This window comes from Amycolatopsis rhabdoformis (assembly GCF_035918295.1).
Classification (GTDB): Bacteria; Actinomycetota; Actinomycetes; order Mycobacteriales; family Pseudonocardiaceae; genus Amycolatopsis; species Amycolatopsis rhabdoformis.
This window is the reverse complement of the sequence record NZ_CP142149.1, coordinates 8,413,700-8,433,414: the sequence shown is the minus strand read 5'-3', so window position 1 is coordinate 8,433,414 and position 19,715 is coordinate 8,413,700. Positions and strand designations below refer to the sequence as shown.

Annotated in this window: 19 protein-coding genes; 14 read left to right on the top strand and 5 right to left on the bottom strand. The window is 70.7% G+C overall.

All coding sequences use genetic code 11. The features are described from left to right. Positions 1-59 precede the first annotated feature (59 nt). Together VSH64_RS39035 and VSH64_RS39030 are read left to right on the top strand one after the other, a co-directional pair. Entirely contained in the window at positions 60-1,259 is a 1,200-nt protein-coding gene (locus VSH64_RS39035) for an acyl-CoA dehydrogenase family protein (RefSeq protein ID WP_326567768.1), read from the top strand. A gap of 33 nt (positions 1,260-1,292) precedes the next feature. Continuing rightward, positions 1,293-2,846, top strand: a complete 1,554-nt coding sequence (locus tag VSH64_RS39030) for an AMP-binding protein (protein ID WP_326567767.1) — start codon at positions 1,293-1,295, stop codon at positions 2,844-2,846. Here the strand turns inward: VSH64_RS39030 and VSH64_RS39025 are convergent. Then, positions 2,837-3,460, bottom strand: a complete 624-nt coding sequence (locus VSH64_RS39025) for a hypothetical protein (protein ID WP_326567766.1) — start codon at positions 3,458-3,460, stop codon at positions 2,837-2,839. The genes VSH64_RS39030 and VSH64_RS39025 overlap by 10 nt on opposite strands. A gap of 102 nt (positions 3,461-3,562) precedes the next feature. Between VSH64_RS39025 and VSH64_RS39020 the strand changes: the two genes are divergently transcribed. From VSH64_RS39020 to VSH64_RS39000, 5 genes are all read left to right on the top strand, one after another. Beyond that, complete coding sequence (locus VSH64_RS39020; RefSeq protein WP_326567765.1) at positions 3,563-4,387, top strand: SDR family NAD(P)-dependent oxidoreductase; 825 nt, start codon at positions 3,563-3,565, stop codon at positions 4,385-4,387. After that, positions 4,380-4,946, top strand: coding sequence for a TetR family transcriptional regulator (locus tag VSH64_RS39015; protein ID WP_326567764.1), 567 nt, complete (start codon positions 4,380-4,382; stop codon positions 4,944-4,946). Before VSH64_RS39020 ends, VSH64_RS39015 begins: the two co-directional genes overlap by 8 nt. Before the next feature lie 12 nt (positions 4,947-4,958). Then, entirely contained in the window at positions 4,959-5,495 is a 537-nt protein-coding gene (locus VSH64_RS39010) for a DinB family protein (RefSeq protein WP_326567763.1), read from the top strand. Positions 5,496-5,599: 104 nt separating this feature from the next. Next, entirely contained in the window at positions 5,600-6,955 is a 1,356-nt protein-coding gene (pcaB, locus tag VSH64_RS39005) for a 3-carboxy-cis,cis-muconate cycloisomerase (RefSeq protein ID WP_326567762.1), read from the top strand. A gap of 125 nt (positions 6,956-7,080) precedes the next feature. Continuing rightward, a complete protein-coding gene (locus VSH64_RS39000) occupies positions 7,081-8,067 on the top strand; it encodes an SCO0930 family lipoprotein (RefSeq protein ID WP_326567761.1) in 987 nt (328 codons plus the stop codon). 265 nt (positions 8,068-8,332) lie between these two features. Here VSH64_RS39000 and VSH64_RS38995 read toward each other — a convergent pair whose 3' ends face one another. Then, positions 8,333-8,914: a DUF4383 domain-containing protein gene (locus tag VSH64_RS38995; protein WP_326567760.1), complete on the bottom strand. Its 582-nt coding sequence runs from the start codon at positions 8,912-8,914 to the stop codon at positions 8,333-8,335. 185 nt (positions 8,915-9,099) lie between these two features. Between VSH64_RS38995 and VSH64_RS38990 the strand changes: the two genes are divergently transcribed. Beyond that, entirely contained in the window at positions 9,100-10,038 is a 939-nt protein-coding gene (locus VSH64_RS38990; protein WP_326567759.1) for a serine hydrolase, read from the top strand. A 501-nt stretch (positions 10,039-10,539) separates the two neighbouring features. On the opposite strand, the gene VSH64_RS38985 is transcribed toward VSH64_RS38990, so the two are convergent. Together VSH64_RS38985 and VSH64_RS38980 are read right to left on the bottom strand one after the other, a co-directional pair. Continuing rightward, the gene (locus VSH64_RS38985; RefSeq protein ID WP_326567758.1) at positions 10,540-11,748 is read right to left on the bottom strand and encodes an alpha/beta hydrolase; all 1,209 of its coding nucleotides are present in this window, start codon (positions 11,746-11,748) and stop codon (positions 10,540-10,542) included. A gap of 150 nt (positions 11,749-11,898) precedes the next feature. Beyond that, a complete protein-coding gene (locus VSH64_RS38980; protein WP_326567757.1) occupies positions 11,899-12,864 on the bottom strand; it encodes an alpha/beta hydrolase in 966 nt (321 codons plus the stop codon). Between the two features lie 159 nt (positions 12,865-13,023). Between VSH64_RS38980 and VSH64_RS38975 the strand changes: the two genes are divergently transcribed. From VSH64_RS38975 to VSH64_RS38965, 3 genes are all read left to right on the top strand, one after another. Further along, complete coding sequence (locus VSH64_RS38975; RefSeq protein WP_326567756.1) at positions 13,024-13,497, top strand: MarR family winged helix-turn-helix transcriptional regulator; 474 nt, start codon at positions 13,024-13,026, stop codon at positions 13,495-13,497. Positions 13,498-13,553: 56 nt separating this feature from the next. Continuing rightward, positions 13,554-14,402 carry an SAM-dependent methyltransferase gene (locus VSH64_RS38970; RefSeq protein ID WP_326567755.1) on the top strand — a complete coding sequence of 283 codons (849 nt, stop codon included), beginning with the start codon at positions 13,554-13,556 and terminating at the stop codon, positions 14,400-14,402. 130 nt (positions 14,403-14,532) lie between these two features. After that, positions 14,533-15,003 (top strand): hypothetical protein, encoded by a 471-nt coding sequence (locus VSH64_RS38965; RefSeq protein WP_326567754.1) that lies wholly within the window; start codon positions 14,533-14,535, stop codon positions 15,001-15,003. An 88-nt stretch (positions 15,004-15,091) separates the two neighbouring features. Here the strand turns inward: VSH64_RS38965 and VSH64_RS38960 are convergent, their stop codons facing one another. Next, entirely contained in the window at positions 15,092-16,030 is a 939-nt protein-coding gene (locus tag VSH64_RS38960; RefSeq protein ID WP_326567753.1) for a patatin-like phospholipase family protein, read from the bottom strand. A gap of 105 nt (positions 16,031-16,135) precedes the next feature. Between VSH64_RS38960 and VSH64_RS38955 the strand changes: the two genes are divergently transcribed. Genes VSH64_RS38955 through VSH64_RS38945 form a run of 3 tightly spaced genes read left to right on the top strand, consistent with a single transcriptional unit; the run spans position 16,136 to position 19,669 of the window. Next, entirely contained in the window at positions 16,136-16,675 is a 540-nt protein-coding gene (locus VSH64_RS38955) for a PadR family transcriptional regulator (RefSeq protein ID WP_326567752.1), read from the top strand. After that, positions 16,672-18,669 carry an NADPH-dependent 2,4-dienoyl-CoA reductase gene (locus VSH64_RS38950; RefSeq protein ID WP_326567751.1) on the top strand — a complete coding sequence of 666 codons (1,998 nt, stop codon included), beginning with the start codon at positions 16,672-16,674 and terminating at the stop codon, positions 18,667-18,669. Before VSH64_RS38955 ends, VSH64_RS38950 begins: the two co-directional genes overlap by 4 nt. A 22-nt stretch (positions 18,670-18,691) precedes the next feature. Further along, positions 18,692-19,669, top strand: a complete 978-nt coding sequence (locus tag VSH64_RS38945) for a prephenate dehydrogenase (RefSeq protein ID WP_326567750.1) — start codon at positions 18,692-18,694, stop codon at positions 19,667-19,669. Positions 19,670-19,715: the final 46 nt, after the last annotated feature.

Genomic DNA, 19,715 nt, shown 5'->3' with positions numbered 1-19,715 from the left:
CATTGACTATCGGGTCTATCTACGCAACTGTTGAGGTCACCACCACCAAAGGAGGCCGTGTGGGCAGCTTTCGCGAGCAGGTGCGCGAGTTCGTCGCCGACCTCGTGCCGCCCGGCTGGCGCGGCATCGGCGGCCTGGAAGGCGACGCCTACGCCGAGTTCCGCACGCGCGCCCGCGCCGCCCTCGCCGAGCGTGGCTGGGTCGCGCCGGCGTGGCCGGTGGAGTACGGCGGCGCCGGTCTCAGTCCCGCCGAACTCGTGGTGCTCGTGGAAGAACTGTCCACCGCCGGGATCCCGTTCGGCTCCGACAACGACGCGTTCGGCATCGGCATGCTCGGCAACACCATGCTCCGCTGGGCGAAACCCGAGCTGCGCCAACGCTTCCTGCCGCGCATCGCGACCGGTGAATACGTGTTCGCCCAGGGCTTCTCCGAACCCGGCGCCGGCTCGGACCTCGCGTCGCTCGCGCTCAGGGCCGAGTCCGACGGCGATCGGTGGCGGCTCAACGGCCAGAAGTTGTGGTCCTCGGGCGCACACCTGGCCAACTGGATGTTCGTGCTCGCGCGCACCAACCGCGAAGCCGCGCCGCACAAGGGGATCAGCATGCTGCTGGTGCCACTCGACCAGCCCGGTGTGGAAATCCGGCCGATCCGCAACATCACCGGCGGCACCGACTTCAACGAGGTCTTTTTCACCGACGCCACCACCGACCGCGAGCTCGTGGTCGGCGAGGTCGACCACGGCTGGGCCGTGGCGATGACCTTGCTCGGGTTCGAACGCGGCGAAACCGCCCTGCACGCCCCGATCCGCTTCCGCGCCGAGCTCGATCGGCTGGTGGAGCTGGTGCGCGAGCGCGGTCTGGACACCGATCCGGACGTCCGGCGCCGCGTCGCGTGGTGCCACGTGCAGGTGGAACAGCTGCGCTGCCACGGCGTTCGCACGGCCGCGCAGCTGATCGCCGGCGAGGAGCCGGGGCCGCGCGCGGCGGCCTTCAAGCTGCTGTGGAGCGAGTACCATCGGGTCGTCACGGAGCTCGCGCTCGACGTGCTCGGTCTCGACGCGCTCACGCCGTCGGGCCGGCCGTCGCCGAACTGGTACCACACCGACGATCCCGGCGCGCCGAACTCCACCGCGTCGTGGACGAGCGTCTACCTCAACTCCCGCGCCGGCACGATCTACGCCGGCTCGTCGCAGATCCAGCGCGGCATCGTCGGTGACCTGCTGCTCGGCCTGCCCAAGGAACCGAAGCCCGTGCACTGAACCGGGGATCCGCCCAGGAGCACAGGAGGAGCGATGGCCATCCGCAGCACCTATCCCGACGTCGAGGTCCCCACCGGATCCCTGCCCGGCCTGCTGCTGGGCGCACTCACCGCCGAGGACGCCGCGCGGCCCGCCGTGATCGACGTGGGCAGCGGCCGGCAGCTCACCTACGGCGAGCTCGCCGCGGCCGTAGAGCGGCTGGCCGCCGCGCTGGCCGAGCGCGGGATCGGGCGCGGTGACGTGGCGGTGCTGGCCGCACCCAACTGCGCCGAGTACCCGGTGGTGTTCCACGGCGTGCTGCGCTCGGGCGCCGCGATCTCGCCCGCCAACCCGCTCAACACCGCCGCCGAGCTGGCTCACCAGCTGCGCGACGCCGGCGCGAAGATCCTGTTCACCACTTCGGCCGGCCTCGACACCGCGCGCGCCGCCACACGGGAGCAGGGCGTGCGCGTTGAAGAAATCGTGGTGCTCGACGGCGCTGAAGGCTTGACGTCGCTCGACGAGCTGCTCGCGAGCACCGCCGACGTGCCGCCGGAACCGACCGCCGACGACCTCGCCGTGCTGCCGTATTCCTCGGGCACGACCGGGCTGCCGAAGGGCGTGCTGCTCACGCACCGCAACGTCGTGGCGAACCTCAGTCAGATGCAGCCGCTCACCGAGCTGGGCCGCGGCAAACGCGCGATCGCCGTGCTGCCACTGTTCCACATCTACGGCATGAACGGGATCATGAACATCAGCCTGCTCAACCGGGCGACCGTGGTCACGATGCCGCGCTTCGACCTCAAGGGGTTCCTCGCCGCGGTGGCCGAGCACCGCGTGGACCACCTGTTCATCGCGCCGCCGATCGCGCTGGCGCTGGCGAAGGTGCCCTTCGTGACCGACTACGACCTCAGCTGCGTCGAAGTGGTGATGTGCGCGGCCGCGCCGCTCGACGCCGACCTCGCGCGCGAGCTGGCCGCGCGGCTGAACGTGACCGTGCTGCAGGGTTACGGCCTCACCGAGACCAGCCCCTGCACCCACGGCATCCCGGTCGACCGGCCCGACGTCGACCGCGGTTCGATCGGGCTGCTGATGCCGAGCGTCGAGGCCCGCGTGGTCGACCCCGTGACCGGCGAAGACGCCGAGCGCGGCGAGCTGTGGGTGCGTGGTCCGAACGTGATGCGCGGTTACCTCAACAACTCCGCCGCCACCGCCGCGACCATCGACGACGAGGGCTACCTGCACACCGGCGACATCGTGACGGTCGACGCCGGCGGTGTGTTCCACGTGGTCGACCGGCTCAAGGAACTGATCAAGTACAAGGGTTTCCAGGTCCCGCCGGCCGAGCTCGAAGCACTGCTGCTCACGCATCCGGGCATCGCCGACGCCGCCGTGATCGGGGTGCCCGACGCCGAAGCCGGCGAAGTGCCGAAGGCGTTTGTCGTGCGGCGGTCACCTTCGCTGGACGAAGGTGGGGTGCAGGCGTTCGTGGCCGAGCGGGTGGCGCCGTACAAGAAGGTGCGGCAGGTGGAGTTCATCGACGCCATCCCGAAGTCGGCGGCGGGCAAGATCCTGCGGAAGGTGCTGCGGCAGACCGTTCACAGCTGAGCGCGCAGGCGTTCGCCGAACTCCACGATCTCGGCGGCGGTGCCGTGGAAGAGGCGTGCCTGCTCGTGCCACGCCTCCGTGGACTCGGCCCAGGCCCGACGGGTGTCGTTGAGCTGCCGCATCAGCCCCTGGTCGAGGCGTGTGAACTCCTTGCGGTTCTGGCGCAGGGCCCTCATGGCCTCGGGTTCGTAGCCGTAGACGTCGTTGAACAAGTCGTCGATGCCCTGCATGGTGCCCTTGATCAGCGCGAGGTCGTCGAACGCGAAGCTCGGCACGGGCACGCCCCACACCTCGTTGGCCTTGCGCATCAGCGGTATCCACCGGCGCGTGCGGTGCCCGACCACGCCGATGCCCACGGCGCACAGCACCAGCACGGCGACGGGCACCCACAGCGGGATCGGCGCGCGCCCGTTCATCACGCTCAGGAGCAGCCAGATCACGGCGACCGTCGCGACGGTCCACAGTGGACCGTCCAGGCGCCGGCTGCGGCGGTAGGCGAGGTCGTACTGGATCGCCTCACGCTGTGGCCGTTCGTCGTCGAGGAAGTCGAGTTCGATCGTGCGGTGCTGGGCGAACGGGAAGAACCGTCCTTCGCGGGGCGCGGCGTCGCTCACGGTGCGAAGCCTAGATCGAAGTGGCCGGGACCGGTCCCCCTGGAAATTCGGAGGCGTCTCCGCTACGGTGGTAAGTATCCAGTTACTTACTAGAGGAAGCCCATGTCACGCACCCTTCTCATCACCGGAACCTCCCGCGGGCTCGGCCGCGCGCTCGCGGTCGCGGCGCTCGAAGCCGGCCACCGGGTGGTGGCCACGGCCCGCAACACCGCGGACCTCGAAGACCTGGTCTCGACGTACCCGGCGGCCCGCGCCGTGGCCCTCGACGTGCGGGACCCCCAGGCCGCGGCCGACGCCGTGCAGGTCGCGCTCGACGCGTTCGGCCGGCTCGACGGCGTGATCAACAACGCCGGCTACGCCAACGTCTCCAGCCTCGAAGACACCCCGCTCGACGACTTCCGCGACCAGGTCGAGACGAACCTCTGGGGTGCCGTGCACGTGAGCCGCGCCGCGCTGCCGGTGTTCCGTTCGCAGGGCGGCGGGCACCTCGTGCAGATCTCGTCGGTGAGCGGCCGGCTGGCCCCGGCGGCGGGGCTGGGGCCCTACGTGACGGCGAAGTTCGCGCTCGAAGGGTTTTCGGAGGCGCTGGCCCTGGAAACGGCGAGCTTCGGCGTGCGCGTGACGGTGGTCGAGGCGGGGTCGATGGCGACGTCGCTCTACTCGTCGATGTCCACGCGCGAGCCGAGCCCCGCGTACGCGTCCGCGCTGGCACCGATGCTCACGGCCCACGCCACCGGCCAGGCCCCGGGCGTGGACCCGGCCCGGGCCGCGGAGGTGATCCTCGGGCTGTTCGACCTGGCCGAGCCGCCGCTGTGGCTGCCGCTTTCCGGCCAGGCCGTGGACTTGATCCGGCCGGCCGAGCAACGCAAGCTCGCGGAGCTGGACCGCTGGGAAGAGCTGAGCCGCTCGGTCGACGCCCGTGGCTGAGGCGCCCCGCGACGCCGCCGCCACCCGGCGCCGCATCCTCGACGCGGCCACCGAGGAGTTCTCCGCCGCCGGGTTCGGCGGCGGACGCGTCGGCCGGATCGCCGAACGCGCGCAGGCGAACCAGCGCATGATCTACGCCTACTTCGGCAGCAAGGACGGGCTGTTCGAGGCCGTGCTCACCGAGAAGGTGCTGCAGGCGCAGGCCGCCGTCACGTTCGACGCGCTCGATCTGCCCGGGTACGCGTGCCAGGTGTTCGACTTCTACCGAGCGAACCCGCGGATGGTGCGGCTCAACCTGTGGCAGGCGCTCGAACGGCCGGATCTGCTGGGCTCGCTCGAGCCGGTCGCGCGGGCGATGGCGGACAAGGTGGCGGGCATCGCCGAGGCGCAGGCGTCCGGCGCGGTGTCGGCTGCGTTGCCGGCGGAGGTGCTGCTCGACCTGATCCTCGCGTTGACGTACGGGAACATCGCGCAGGCCGGCGACGCCGGAGCGTGGCCGGATTCGCGGCGAGCGGCGCTGGCCGTCGCCGTGGAGCGGCTGATTGTCGGTGGTGGGTGAGACCGTGGGCGGATGGAGATTCCTCAGCACTTCTCACCCACAGCCGAAGGCGAACGCGAGGCCATCCCGAGGCTGGCGAGTGAGCGTGACACGTTGGTCGCGTTCCTCGACTGGCACCGGTCCACGTTCGCGCTGAAATGCGCCGGGCTGGGCCAGGAGGCGATGTCGACCAAGGCCGTGTCGCCGTCGAGCCTCTCCCTGCACGGCATCCTGCGCCACCTCGCGGGTGTCGAACGGTGGTGGTTCCAGCAGAACTTCGCCGGCGAAGAGGTGCCCCTGCTGCACTACTCCGACGACGACCCGGATCAGGACTTCGAGTCGCTCGACGGCGACGTGACCGAGGCGTTGGCCTTGTGGCACAAGGAATGCGCTCGTTCGCGGGAGATCGTGGCCGCGGCGTCGTCGCTCGAGGACCGCGGCACGTCGCTGGTGACCGGCGAGCCCTTCACGCTGCGGTGGCTGCTCACGCACTTCATCGCGGAGTACGCGCGGCACAACGGGCACGCCGATCTGCTGCGGGAGTCGCTCGACGGCACGGTCGGCCACTGAGCACACTGCTCGGCCCCTGATCACACTGCGAGGCTTCTGATCACACTGCGAGGCTTCGCACACGAACGCGATCGGCCGGGTTCGTGCGTGCGATGCTGGGCGGCATGAGCGCCGATCCTGATTCCGGGTTGTTGTCGCCGGTGCGAGCGGGCACGCCCGTCGAGCGGGTGACCGGGGACAACGCCGTGGTGGCGGCCATGTTGGCGGCCGAAGCGGCGCTGGCGCGGGCACAGGCAAGGCTGGGCACGGTGCCGGCCGAAGCGGCGGCAGCGATCACCGCCGCGGCGGCCGAGGTGGCGCGCGTGATCGACGTACCGGCGCTGGCCGAGGCGGCCCGCGGCACGGCCAACCCCGTGGTCGCGCTGGTCAAGCAGCTCACGGCGGCCGTGGGGGCGGACCATGCGGACTCCGTGCACCGCGGTTCGACGAGCCAGGACATCGTGGACACGGCGTTGATGATCGTGGCGCGCGACGCGTGCGAGCTGCTCGAAGCCGACCTCGCGGCGACCGCCGCGGCGCTGGGCGAGCTGGCGCGCGAGCACCGCGACACCGTGATGCCCGGGCGCACGCTCACGGCCCACGCCGTGCCGACCACGTTCGGGCTGAAGGCCGCCGGCTGGCGGCAGTACGTGCTCGACTCGGCCGAGCGGGTGCGCCGGTTGGCGCTGCCGGTGTCGCTGGGTGGTGCGGCCGGCACGCTCGCCGCGTACGTCGAGTACGGCGACGGCAGTGAGGACTACGCCGAGCGGCTCGTGGCAGCGTTCGGCGAAGAGGCGAACCTGTCCACGACCACGCTGCCCTGGCACGCGAACCGCACGCCGGTGGCGGATCTGGTGGCCGCGCTGGCCCAGACGGCCACGGCCCTGGGCAAGTTCGCGGTCGACGTGCAGGTGCTCACGCGCACCGAGATCGGTGAGGTCAGCGAGCCCACGGGCGGCGGTTCGTCGGCTATGCCGCACAAGCGCAACCCCGTGCTGTCGGCGCTGATCCGCTCGGCGGCGCTGCAGGTGCCGGTGCTCGCGGCAGGCGTGACGCAGTCGGGGCTGGCCGAGGACGAACGGTCGGCCGGCGTGTGGCAGGCCGAGTGGCAGCTGCTGCGCGAATGCCTGCGGCTCACCGGCGGTGCGGCGCACACGGCCGTGGAGCTGGCGCGCGGGCTCGCCGTGCACGCCGACCGGATGCGCGAAGACGTGGAGCTCACGCACGGGTTGATCGTGTCGGAGCGGCTGTCGGCCGCGCTGGCGCCGTTGCTCGGGAAGGCGCGCGCGAAGGACGTGCTCGGCGAAGCGTCGAAGCGGGCGGTGGCGGAAAGCCGGCCGTTGCGCGAGGTCCTCGGGTCGGTGCCCGAGATCGCCGACGTGCTCGACCCGGCGAAGCTCGACGGCCTCCTCGACCCCGCTCAGTACACGGGCGCGGCCGCGCGGCTGGTGGATCGCGCCCTCGACGGTCACGCAAAGTAGTTCCGACTTCTGCTGAACCGCTCCGCTCAGCCTCCCGTGTAGGAGGTGGGAAGCGTTCCTCGCGGAACGCGGGGGGTACACGGCAGCCGCCTGGCGCGGCGACCACGTACCCAAGGAGAAGTTCGATGCTTCGCAGGTTCCGCACGGGCGTCATCGTCACGGCGGCCGCAGGGCTCACGTTGCTGAGCGCCTGCTCGGGCACGACCGCACCACCCGCGCCGGCACCCGGCGGCGGGACCGGGGGCGGTCAGGCCGCCAACGCCGCGGCCACCGAGACGGCCGTCAAGCTGGCCGCCACCGAGGTCGGTGACCTGGGCAAGGTCCTCACCGACGGCGACGGCCACACCCTCTACCGCTTCGACAAGGACACCGCGAAACCGCCGAAATCCGCGTGTGAGGGCGACTGCGCCAAGGCGTGGCCACCGCTATTGTCCAAGGATTCGGTGCAGCTCGACGGCGTGGACAAGAGCCTGGTCGGCACCGTGAGCCGCGGCGACGGCACCGAGCAGGTGACCGTGAACGGCTGGCCGCTCTACACCTACGCCAAAGACACCGTGCCCGGCGACGCCACCGGCCAGGGTGTGAACGGGACCTGGTTCGCGGCCACCCCGACCGGCGGCAAGGCCGGCAAGTCCACTTCGGACGTGAAGCTGAGCGCCGGAGAGGTCGACGGCATCGGCCCGGCCGTGGTGGACCAGGACGGCTTCACGCTCTACCTGTTCACCAAGGACAGCAAGAAGCCCTCGAAGTCCACTTGCAACGGTGACTGCGCCAAGCTGTGGCCGCCGGTGCTCACCAGCGGCGACGTGAAACTCGACGGCATCGCCGCGAAGCTGCTCGGCAGCGTGAAGCGCGCCGACGGCACCACGCAGGCCACGCTCGGCGGCTGGCCGCTGTACCGGTACTCGAAGGACACCGCGCCCGGGCAGGCCAACGGCATGGGTGTGAAGGGCACGTGGTTCGTGATCGAGCCGAACGGCTGCAAGTCGGCCACCACCGGGGCCGCCACCGCACCCGCGGCGCCCGCTGCGCCGGCCGCGCCCGCTGCGAAGCCGAAGACCACCACGAGCGCGCCGGCCACCAGCGCCGCGAGCGAGCCGTACAGCTACTGACCCCCAGACCCGGCGCCGCGCCCCGACAGCGCGGCGCCAGGACAACCGGCAGGTGGGCGGCGGAAGGAGCGGCAGGTCCCAGGAACAGCGACGGCCCGGCAACCGCGGGGGTTGCCGGGCCGTCGTGTGTCCGCTGGTCAGTGGTTTAGCAGATCAGTGTTCGTTGCTCAGTGTTCGCCGGTCAGTGTTCGCTGGTCAGTGTTCGCCGGTCAGTGTTCGCTGGTCAGTGTTCGCTGGTCAGTGTTCGCCGGTCAGTGTTCGTTGCTCAGTGGGCCAGGCCGGGACCGTGCTTCTCGCGAGGCACCTCGCGGGTGGTCTCGAGGGGACGGTCGTCGTCCTCCACGCGGTCCATCACGGTGGTCTCGGCGCGATCGGCCGTGACCGGTTCCTCTTCCGGCAGCCGCACGCGGCGGCGAGCCGGGGCCATCGCGATGACCAGGCCGAGCACGGCGACGCCGAGGTGCAGCCAGTTGTCGGCGGTGGTGAGGTCGAGCGGGTTGCCGGCGTTGACGAACGGGTTGGCCGAGATCATCCCGGTGATCATCAGGCCCCATACGAAGAGGGCGCCGTAGCCCAGGAACAGCAGCCAGCCGAACGTGCGCGACCGGCCGGAGCCGAACGCGAGCAGCACGCCGACCACGCCGGTCACCACGTGCACCAGGTTGTTCATCGGGTTGCCGGAGAACCGCCAGAAGCCGGCGCCGTGGTGCCCGGTGAAGTCGCCGACGCCGGTCCTCGCGAACCCGACGACGCCGTAGACCAGGAACGCGACGCCCACCAGGGCGGCCAGGACCTGCGCGGGCTGTATGCCCTCGACCCGGATCCGGGCTCCGTGCGCGTGAACCATGACTGAAGTCCTTCCCGTGGTGAGCTGACTCACGCGAAGGAAGTACCCCGACCTCACCCGGAGTGAAACGCGGGTGCTTGCCCGCAGGGCCCCGCAGCGTCACCGGAATCGGCGTTGTTCGAGATCAATGCCACAAAGTCACTCGTTTTGGGCAACACCGAACGGGTGAGCGGACAAGTCTGTTCATGCGCAAAGTGAACATCCTCTTCCTCGTGGGGCTGTGCCTGGGGGCACTCGTCGCTTTGGTGTTCGTGGTCGCGGAGCCGGCTCGCCACATCGTCACCGCCCTCGGCCCGACGCCGGTCGCCGCGGCCGGCAGCACGGACACCTCGGTGTCCGCCCCACCACCGACCTCGACGCCACCTTCTCGGACGTCGGGCTCACCCAAGACCACCCCGAGCTCCAGCGCGGGCAAACCGAGCGTCGACAAGACCGGCCAAGGCGACCGCACCGCGGCCCTGGAGTCGCTCGTGCCGCAGGGCCACGTGAGCGCCGTCGTCTACGACCGCACGACCGGTGCCACCACCCTGTCGGTGAACGCAGATCGGGCTTATACGTCGGCTTCGCTGGTGAAACTGCTGATCGCCGTGGCAGCGCTCGAAAACGGCAACCCCGCGGGCACCGTGAAGGAAATGCTGTCCCGCAGCGACGACACGACCGCCAGCACGCTCTGGGTCGCCAACGGCGAAACCAAGATCGTCACCGACGCCATCCGCACCATGGGCCTCAAGGAAACCCACGCCCCCACCAGCCCCGGCCGCTGGGGCGACACGGAAATCACGGCCAACGACATCACGCGGATCTACCAATACCTGCTCACCGACGCCCCGGCCACCGTCCGCACCACCATCCTGGCCGGCCTGCACTCCGCCACGGAATTCGGCGCCGACGGCTTCCGCCAGTACTTCGGCATCCCGGACGCCGCGGGCCCCGGCAACTTCGCCGTGAAGCAAGGCTGGTCCTGCTGCCGCCCCACCCGCATGCTCCACACCTCCGGCCTCGTGAACGGCGACCGCTACATCGTCACCGTCCTCACGGAACAACCCCAATCCGTCGACTACGACATGGCTTCGGATCAGGTGACCGCGGTGGTGAAGGACCTGTTGCCGCTACTGGGAAAGTAAGCGCTTCACCCAGCTCCGTCAGCCGCACGTGAGCGGGCCCGCAGGCGACAAAGCGATCACCAACTCTGCCGTGCTTGCCTGAGTACTTACTTATTCGCGTGCGTACTTATTTGCGTACTTGCGAGAGCCGACGCCTCACTCCTCCAGCGCCGACAACCCACCCCGCGCCCCGGACTTCGGCAATGGCCACGGCCGCACGCCGCTGGTCGCCTCGACCGCCCGCCCCGCGACCTCGCGCACGCTTACCGGAGTCGCAGATCGGCGCCGGCACACAACGCCGACCGAACCGGGGTTCGCGCCGGCGCGACTCCGGCCCTGCCCTCGAAAAGCGCCGCCGCCTTCACCGAGAAGTCCAGCGTTCACGCCGCTTCCTCAGCTGCACGCGATCATTCCCGCAGCCGCCCAGCGGTCACCGCTTACTCGCGTGCTTACTTACTTGTTTGCTTATTCGCGTACTTGCGTACTTGCGTACTTATTCGCGCACTTGCGACAGCCGACGCCTCACTCCTCCAACGCCGACAACCCACCCCGCGCCCCGGACTTCGGCAGCGGCCACGGCCGCACGCCCCCGCTCACGTCGACCGCCCGCCCCGCCATGCTCGGCCCCGGCAACCGCGCGCCCAGCCACGCCAACACGTCCGGCAGCTGCGACTTGAAGGTGTTCATGTTGTGCCCCGCGTCCGGGATCCTCCAGGACGAGAAGCGGACCGGGGACTGGGCCGCGGCGCGCATCTGGTCGATGGCGAAGCTCTCGTAGTTCTCCTTGTCGCCGGAGATGGCGAGGAGGTCGACGGGTGAGGGGTGGAGGCGGAGGTTCACGCGGACGTTGTTGGCGTCGTCGATGTCCTGGCGGCCGTGGAAGAGGTCTTCGGTTTCGGAGTCGACCTGGGCGCGGTCGTAGCCGCTCACGGAGGCGGCCGTGGCGAACCACTGCGGGTGGCGCGTCACGAGGTTCAGGGCGCAGTAGCCGCCCGAGGACCAGCCGGCGATGGCCCACGCGCCGCGCGCCGGGTTGAGGTTCAGGCGCTGGATGGCCCACTCGCGGACGTCGGCGGAGAGGTAGGTGTCGTTCGGGGTGCCGCCGACCTCGTCGACGCATTCGGTGTCGTGGCCGACCTTCGGCACGCCCGTCGGGTCGGGGATCACGACGACGGTGGGCGGCAGCGCGTGCTTGGCGATGGCGGCGTCGAGTTGCTCGGGCAGGTGGTAGGCGGCCGCGACCTCGGGGCCCGACGGGTAGTTCGGGATCCACTCGATCGCCGGGAACCGCAACGCGTGGAAGGACTGCTGGAAGTACTGCGGCGGCAGGTAAACGTCGACGTCGCGGGCGAGCCCGGTGCGCCGGCCCGTGACCTTCATGTGCACCACGGTCCCCTTGCCCTCGCGGGCGTGCACCACCCCGAGGTCGCGCATCCTCTCGAGGTCCACACCATTTCCGCCGGCGTCCGCGTCCACGCTGTCCGCTGCGTACACGCCCGTGCCGAGCAGGGAGCCGAGCGTGGGGAAGAAGCCGCCGATCAGGTTGCCCACCAGCGCCACGCTCACCACGATCAGCACCACGGCCGTGAGCACGGAAGCGCTGCGGCCCAGCTGCTTGCGCTTGCGCCAGCGGTCCCAGAACCACGGCACCGCCACGACGGCGAGCACGGCCAGCACGGCGATCACGATCACTTCGACCGGTGAATCCAGCCGGATGCTGCTCAGGTGCACGGGAACCCCCACTCCGCCGGCGCGTGTCCCCTCGACCCGCAGCCCCAAAACCCCTGTACAAGAAACGTTTGGCGGGCTGCTCCCGTTGTGATCAGGTGAGCGCCGTCACAAGATCAAGAGAGTAGCCCGCCAGGCGTCCCATCAGCGGTTTCACACTCCGAACGCCGTGCGCAGGACACTGATCGCCTGCTTGATCGCGGCATCCGCGGCGCCGGTTTCGCGCAGCGCGTTCACCATCACGAAGTCGTGGATCGCGCCGGCGTAGCGCGCGGCCGTCACGGCGACACCCGCCTGGCGCAGCTTCGCCGTGTACGCCTCGCCTTCGTCGCGAAGCACGTCGGCCTCGCCGGTGATCACGAGCGCCGGCGGCAGGTCGGCGAGGTCTTCGAGCGACGCGCGCAGCGGCGACGCGGTGATCTCCGCGCGCTGGGCCTCGTCGGTCGTGTACTGGTCCCAGAACCACTTCATGGCGTCGCGCTGCAGGAAGTAGCCCGTGGCGAACTGGTGGTAGGACTCGGTGTCGAAGGCGGCGTCGGTGACCGGGTAGAAGAGCACCTGCTGCAGGAAGCGCACGTCGCCGCGCTGCTTGGCCAGGATCGTGAGCGCGGCGGTCATGTTGCCGCCCACGGAGTCGCCCGCCACGGCGATGCGCGAGGGGTCCAGACCCTTCTCGGCGCCGTGCTCCGCGGCCCACTTCGCGACCGCGTAGTTCTCCTCGATCGCCACGGGGTAACGCGCCTCGGGCGAGAGGCTGTACTCGGGGAAGACCACGGCCGCGCCGGTGCCGGCGGCGAGCTCGCGCACCAGGCGCTCGTGGGTGTGGAAGCCGCCGAACACCCAGCCGGCGCCGTGCACGTAGAGCAGGATCGGCAGCGGACCGGTTGCGCCCTCGGGCTTCACGATGCGGACTTCGACGTCGCCGTTCGGCCCACCCGGCACCTTCAGCACCTCGATGTCGGCGGGCGCCAGCTCCACGGGACCGTCCTGCACGCCGTCCACCGCCTTGCGGCCCTCGGCCGGCGGGAGCTCGAACAGGAACGGGTGCTCGGCCGTGGCCTCGGCGAAGGCCTGCGCGGCCGGGTCGAGGGCGATGTTCTTCGGGTTCGCGGTGGTCATCTCAGGTCTCCTCCGGGACGGTGTGCCGACTCCATGAAGTTAGCGAGCAACTAAGTTGTGCACAACTAAAATGGAGGCAATGAGATCTATGGCACTTGAGTTGCTCCGAGGGGCAGAGGTGAGGATCATTGAGCGTTGACCCTGACGAAGGAGGTACCCATGTTCACCCTGGATGCCGACGAGACGGGCTCGCTCCTGCTCGACGACCAGCTGTGCTTCGGGCTCTACTCGGCGTCGCGCGCTGTCACGTCGCTCTACCGCGCACTGCTCGAACCGCTCGACCTCACGTACCCGCAGTACCTCGTGATGCTCGCGCTCTGGGAACGCGACGCCCAGCAGGTGAAGGAGCTCGGCGCGGCCCTGAACCTCGACTCGGGCACGCTGTCGCCGCTGCTGAAGCGCCTCGAAAAGGCGGGCCTCGTGACGCGTGAGCGCCAGGCCGACGACGAGCGCTCCGTGCGCATCACGCTCACCGAGCAGGGTGAGGCGCTGCGCGCGAAGGCCGAGCGCATCCCGCCGCACATCGGCCGTGCGCTGGGCTTCGACGTGGAGACGATCGGCCGGCTGCGCGTTTCGATGGACCAGTTGACGGAGTCCGTGAACGCCTATCGGGACGCGATCACCACGGCTTGATCCGCGCGTCGCGCGCCGTGGTTAGCATGGGCGCGACCCGAGCGGTGAGGACGGCGATGATCGAACGAGACGAAGCCCTGCGCGCAGTCGAAGGCAGCCTCGACCGGCCGTCCGCGGCCCGGATCTACGACTACTTCATCGGCGGGCACACGAACTACGCCATCGACCGCGAGTTCGCCGAGAAGGTGCGCGCCCGGCTGCCACTGATGGGCGACTACTGCCTCACCAGCCGGCAGTTCCTGGGCCGCGCCGTGCGCCAGTGCGTGCGCGCCGGAATCCGGCAGTTCGTGGACATCGGCTCGGGCCTGCCCACGGCGGGCAACGTGCACGAGGTCGCCGACGAGGAACGCCCCGAGCACGACGTGCACGTGCTCTACATCGACAACGAGCCCGTCGCGCTGGCCCACTCGCAGATCCTGCTCGCCGACACCGCCGACGAGGACCGCCACCAGGCGATCGCAGCCGACCTGCTGCAGCCCGAAGAGCTGTGGGAACGCGTGATGGACTCCGACGTGATCGACGTGCGCGAGCCCGTGGCGCTGATCGTGAACGCGGTGCTGCACTTCATCAAGGACGACCAGGACCCCGACGGCATGCTGTCCTTCTACCGCGACCGCGTGGCCCCGGGTTCGCTGCTGGTGCTCTCGCAGATGACCAACGAGAACCCCGTGGACGAGGACGAGCGCCAGGCGCTGGCCGACCTCCTGGAGTACTACGAGTCCACGACCAACCCCGGCGTTCTGCGCACCCTGGCGGAGTTCGAGCGCTTCTTCGGCGGCTGGCCACTGCTGGAGCCCGGCCTGGTCTACGCACCGGCGTGGCACCCGGACCGCAACACCGTGTTCGCGAAGGCGCCTTCGGAGTCGCGGGTGATCGGCGGAGTGGCACGGAAACCGGCTCTCTGACCGATTTGCGCCGGGGTTCATGGTGCCCGGCCGGGTGAAACCGACCCGGGATCAACCCTGGGTTTGACGCGGCTGCCCGCCCCGCCCGCGAAGCTGTGCTCACCAGAGTTCTTCTGCGGAGGGGACCACCGTGAGCAACACCGTCAACATCGTCATCGGGCTCGTCGTGCTGGCGTGGCTGTGTTGGCGTCAGACCCAGAAGCGGCTCGTGCGCGAAGACCGCAAACCGACCGTGCTGCTGATCCTCGCCGTGCTCGGCGTGGTCTCGCTCGCGTCCTTCTTCAAGGGCGGCACGCCGGGCACCTCGGCCGTACTGCTGCTCGTCGCCAGCCTCGTGGTCGCGGCCCTCTTCGGCCTCGTCCGCGCCTACACCGTGCGCCTCTGGCGCGCCGACGGCCAGCTCTGGCGCCAGGGCACCTGGCTCACCGTGCTGCTCTGGGTGGTCGCCATCGCCGTCCACATCGGACTCGACTTCGTGATCGACGCGAACAGCCCCGCCAAGGGGCTCGGCAGCGCGTCGATCCTGCTGTACTTGGCGGTTTCGCTGGGTGCGCAACGGGTTGTGGTGCAGTCGAGGGCCAACCACGTGGTGGCGGTCTGACGCAGCGCACCGATTTGCGTGAAGGGCACCTTGAGGAAATCAAGGCGCCCTTCACCGTTTTTGCCGATCGTTTGGCAGGTGTGCCCCGTCAGGAAGCTTCCCGCAACACTTCCAACGCGCTGTACACCGCTTCCCGCCCCAGCTCCACCGCCCGGCGCAGCACCGCGGGGTCGCGTTCCAGCGCCGTCACGTCCGGGGAGCCCACCGGTGGCCGCACGCTCGCCAGGCGTGGGTCCTCGCGCAGCATGCGTTCGTCGTCGAGGTCGTGGGTGTACTGCTCGCGCCACGCGTTGATCGTGCCCGGGGCGTGGCGGCGCAGGAACCGCGGCACCACCACGTCCTGGACGCGCGGCGGCGGGGTCGGCAGTTCGTCGGCGCGGCGGGTGCGCAGCACGAGGACATCCGTGGCGCCCTGGTCCAGAGCGGTGCGAAAGGGCAGCGGCTCCGCCACGCCCGCGTCGACAAAGCGCCGGCCGCCCATGGCGATGGGCGGGCCGGCGAGCACGGGCATGCACGAGGAGGCCGCCAGCGCCGTCTTGATGTCCTCGACCTCCGCGATGAACGGGTGCAGGTCGGTGGACTCGCCGGTGTCCGCGTCGGTCGCGAGCGGGTGGAACGTGACGGGATTGGCCAGGATCGCCGGGAAGTCCATGGGTTCGAGCACCGAATAGACCTGGTGCACGAGGTAGTCCAGGTCGATCACGGACTTGCCGCGCAGCGCCTGGAGCGGGTTGATGATCCGGCGCATCACCGTGGGGTTCCACCAGGTGCGCACGCCCGTCTGCGAGCGTCCGCACAGCAGCCACGCGGCGTTCAAAGCGCCGGCGGATGAGCCGTAGACGGCGTCGAACGCGGGCGTCGCGCCCAGTTCGTCGAGGGCCAGGACCATGCCGCTGGAGTAGGTGCCGCGGCTGCTGCCTCCCTCGATCGCGAGCACCAGGCGGCGGTCGTCACTCCGCTCCCCCGGCACGCTGCCCGACGCCAGCCGCTTGTTGATCAATTCCAGAACCGGGTGCACGGTGTCCATCCTGGTCGGTTCAGCCGATTCGTCGACCCGATTTGCCCCACCCTGCCGGGTGACCTGCGTTGCAACGGGTTGCACTGCACCTAGTTGCATAGGACCCTGAGCGCCATGGCACTGGAGCACGCGATCCTCGTCTCGCTGTCCGAACGCTCGGGTTCGGGTTACGAGCTCGCGCGCCGCTTCGAGAAGTCGATCGGCCTGTTCTGGAGTGCCACCCACCAGCAGATCTACCGCGTGCTCAAGCGGATGGAAGAGGCCGGCTGGGTGGCCGTGGAGGCCGTCTCGCAGGGCGGGCGGCCGGACAAGAAGGTGCACACCGTGAGCGCGGCCGGGCGCGCCGAGCTGCGCCGATGGCTGGCCGAGCCGAACCCGGCCGCCGGGCCGCAGGAGCTCGCCGTGAAGCTGCGCGGCGCGTCATATGGCGACCCGAACGCCGTGGCCGAAGAGCTGGCGCGCCACCGCGCCGCCCACGCCGAGCGGCTCGACGCGTACCGGCAGATCGAGAAACGCGACTTCCCCTCGCCCGGCAGCGGCCGCGCGCTGCACCAGTACCTCGTGCTGCGCGGCGGGATCCGGGCCGAAGAAGGCCAGGTCGAGTGGTTCGACGAAGTCCTGACCGCGCTCAACGAAGACGAGGCCACCCGATGACGCCCTACCCCCACCTCCTGCAACCGCTCGACCTCGGCTTCACGACGCTGCGCAACCGCGTGCTCATGGGCTCGATGCACACCGGCCTCGAAGACCGCGCGGCCCACTTCCCGCAGCTCGCCGAGTACTACGCCGAGCGCGCCCGCGGCGGCGCCGGCCTGATCGTCACCGGCGGGTTCGCGCCGAACCGCACGGGCTGGTTGCTGCCGTTCGCGTCGAAGCTCACCACCACGGCCGAAGCGAAGCAGCACCGGCAGCTCACCGCGCCCGTGCACGAGGCCGGCGGCAAGATCGCGCTGCAGATCCTGCACGCGGGCCGCTACTCGTACAACCCGCTCAGCGTCTCGGCGTCGAGCATCAAGGCGCCGATCAACCCGTTCCGCCCGCGCGCGCTCACCGGCTACGGGATCCAGCGCACGATCCGCGCGTTCGCCGACTGCGCCGCGCTCGCCCGCGAAGCCGGCTACGACGGCGTCGAGATCATGGGGTCCGAGGGCTACCTGATCAACCAGTTCCTGGCCGAGCGCACCAACAAGCGCACCGATGGCTGGGGCGGCTCGGCGGAGAACCGGCGCCGCTTCGCCGTGGAGATCGTGCGTCGCACCCGCGAAACGGTGGGCCCGGACTTCATCATCATCTACCGGCTCTCGATGCTCGACCTCGTCGAAGGCGGCCAGAGCTGGGACGACGTGGTGGCGCTCGCCCGCGAGGTCGAAGCCGCCGGCGCGACGATCATCAACACCGGCATCGGCTGGCACGAGGCCCGCGTGCCGACCATCGTCACGTCGGTGCCGCGCGCGGCCTTCACCTGGGTGACCGGGAAGCTCAAGCCGCACGTGTCGATCCCGGTGGTCACGTCGAACCGCATCAACATGCCGCAGGTCGCCGAAGAGGTGCTGGCCGGCGGCGACGCGGACCTCGTGTCGCTGGCGCGCCCGTTCCTCGCCGACCCGGAGTGGGTGCGCAAGGCCGCCGACGGCCGCGCCGACGAGATCAACACCTGCATCGCCTGCAACCAGGCCTGCCTCGACCACGCGTTCAGCCGCAAACCGGTGTCGTGCCTGGTCAACCCCCGCGCCGGCCACGAGACGACGCTGGTGCTCGCGCCCACGCGGCGCGCGAAGCACGTGGCCGTGGTCGGCGCCGGCCCGGCGGGGCTCGCCGCGGCGACGGCGCTGGGCGAACGCGGACACCGCGTGGAGCTGTTCGAGGCAGCCGGCGAGATCGGCGGCCAGTTCGGCATCGCGCGGCGGATCCCCGGCAAGGAGGAGTTCGCCGAGACCATCCGCTACTACGCGCGGCGCCTCGAAGTGACGGGCGTGAAGGTGCACCTCTCCCGGCGGGCCTCGGCCGAAGATCTCACCGGGTTCGACGAGATCGTGCTGGCCACGGGCGTGCGGCCGCGGGTGCCGGCGCTCGACGGGATCGACCACCCGAAGGTGCTGTCCTACGTGGACGTCGTGCGCGGCGGCGCGGCGGTCGGCCCGCGGGTGGCGGTGATCGGGGCCGGCGGGATCGGCGTGGACGTGAGCGAGTTCCTCACGTCCACGACGCTGAGCCGCGACGAGTGGCTGGCCGAGTGGGGCGTCACGGACCCGGCCGAAGCGCCGGGCGGGCTCGGCGTGGCGCGACCCGAGCCGTCGCCGCGGACGGTCTACCTGCTGCAACGCAAGACGTCGCCGATCGGCGCGTCGCTGGGCAAGACCTCGGGCTGGGTGCACCGGGCGGCGCTGAAGGCCAAGGGCGTGGAACGGATCTCCGGCGTCACCTACGAGCGGATCGACGACGCCGGGCTCCACGTGCGCGTGGGCGGGCAACCGCGGCTGCTGGAGGTGGACACGGTGGTGGTCTGCGCCGGTCAGGAGCCCGTGCGCGATCTGGCGAGAGCGCTGGATTCGAGGCCGGTGCACCTGATCGGCGGTGCCGACGTGGCCGCCGAGCTGGACGCGAAACGCGCCATCGACCAGGGCACGCGCCTGGCGGCCACGCTGTAGCCGGGTTGCGCCCACTGGCAGGATGAGCCCCGTGCGAGATGTGTGCGTGATCGGGCTCGGGCTCATCGGCGGGTCGCTCCTGCGCGCGAGCGTGGCGAGCGGCAGGACCACGTGGGGCGCCGCGGTGTCCGAAGTGGACGCCGACGCCGCCAGCCGCGCCGGCTACGACGTGACCACCGACGTGGAGGCCGCGCTGCACCGGGCGGCCACGGCCGAGGCGCTGATCGTGCTCGCCGTGCCGCTGCCGGCCGTCGAGAACCTGTTGCGGCTGGTCGCGCAGCACGCGCCGCACTGCGTGCTCACCGACGTGGTGAGCGTGAAGGGCCCGATGCTCGACGCCGTGCGCCGGCGCGCGCCGTACACGCGGTACGTCGGTGGGCACCCGATGGCGGGCACCGCCGAGTCGGGCTGGCTCGCGGGCAATGCCTCGCTGTTCGAGGGCGCGGCGTGGGTGGTCGGCGTGGAGGAGGACACCGATCTCGAAGCGTGGGCCGAGGTCGCGCGCCTGGTGCTCGACCTGGGCGCGTTCGCCGTGCCGCTGCCGGCCGACTCGCACGACGAGACCGTGGCGCGCATCTCGCACCTGCCGCACCTGTTCGCGGCGATCCTCGCGACCATCGGCGCGCAGGGCGGCCCGCTGGCCATGTCGCTGGCCGCCGGCTCCTACCGCGACGGCACCCGCGTGGCCGGCTCCAGCCCCGAATTGGTGCGCGCCATGACCGAAGGCAACCGCGACGCGCTGCTGCCGATCGTCGACGAGGCCCTCGGCCGGCTCGGCGCGGCCCGCGGCTCGCTGGCCTCCACCGGCGGTCTCGCGGCCACGATCAACGCCGGTCACGAGGGCGCGCTCGCCTACGCCACCGCCCACGACGCGGCTCGCGCGGGTGTGCGCGTCACACTGTCGGCGCCCGACGCGCGCGAGGCCCTGATCGGTCTCGGCGAGCGCGGCGGCCGGATCACCTCGCTCGAAGACGGGGTCGCCGCCGGCGAAGTGAACTGATCCCAGGGAATTCGCCGGAGTTGCCGCGGGCGTCCGTTGTGTGACG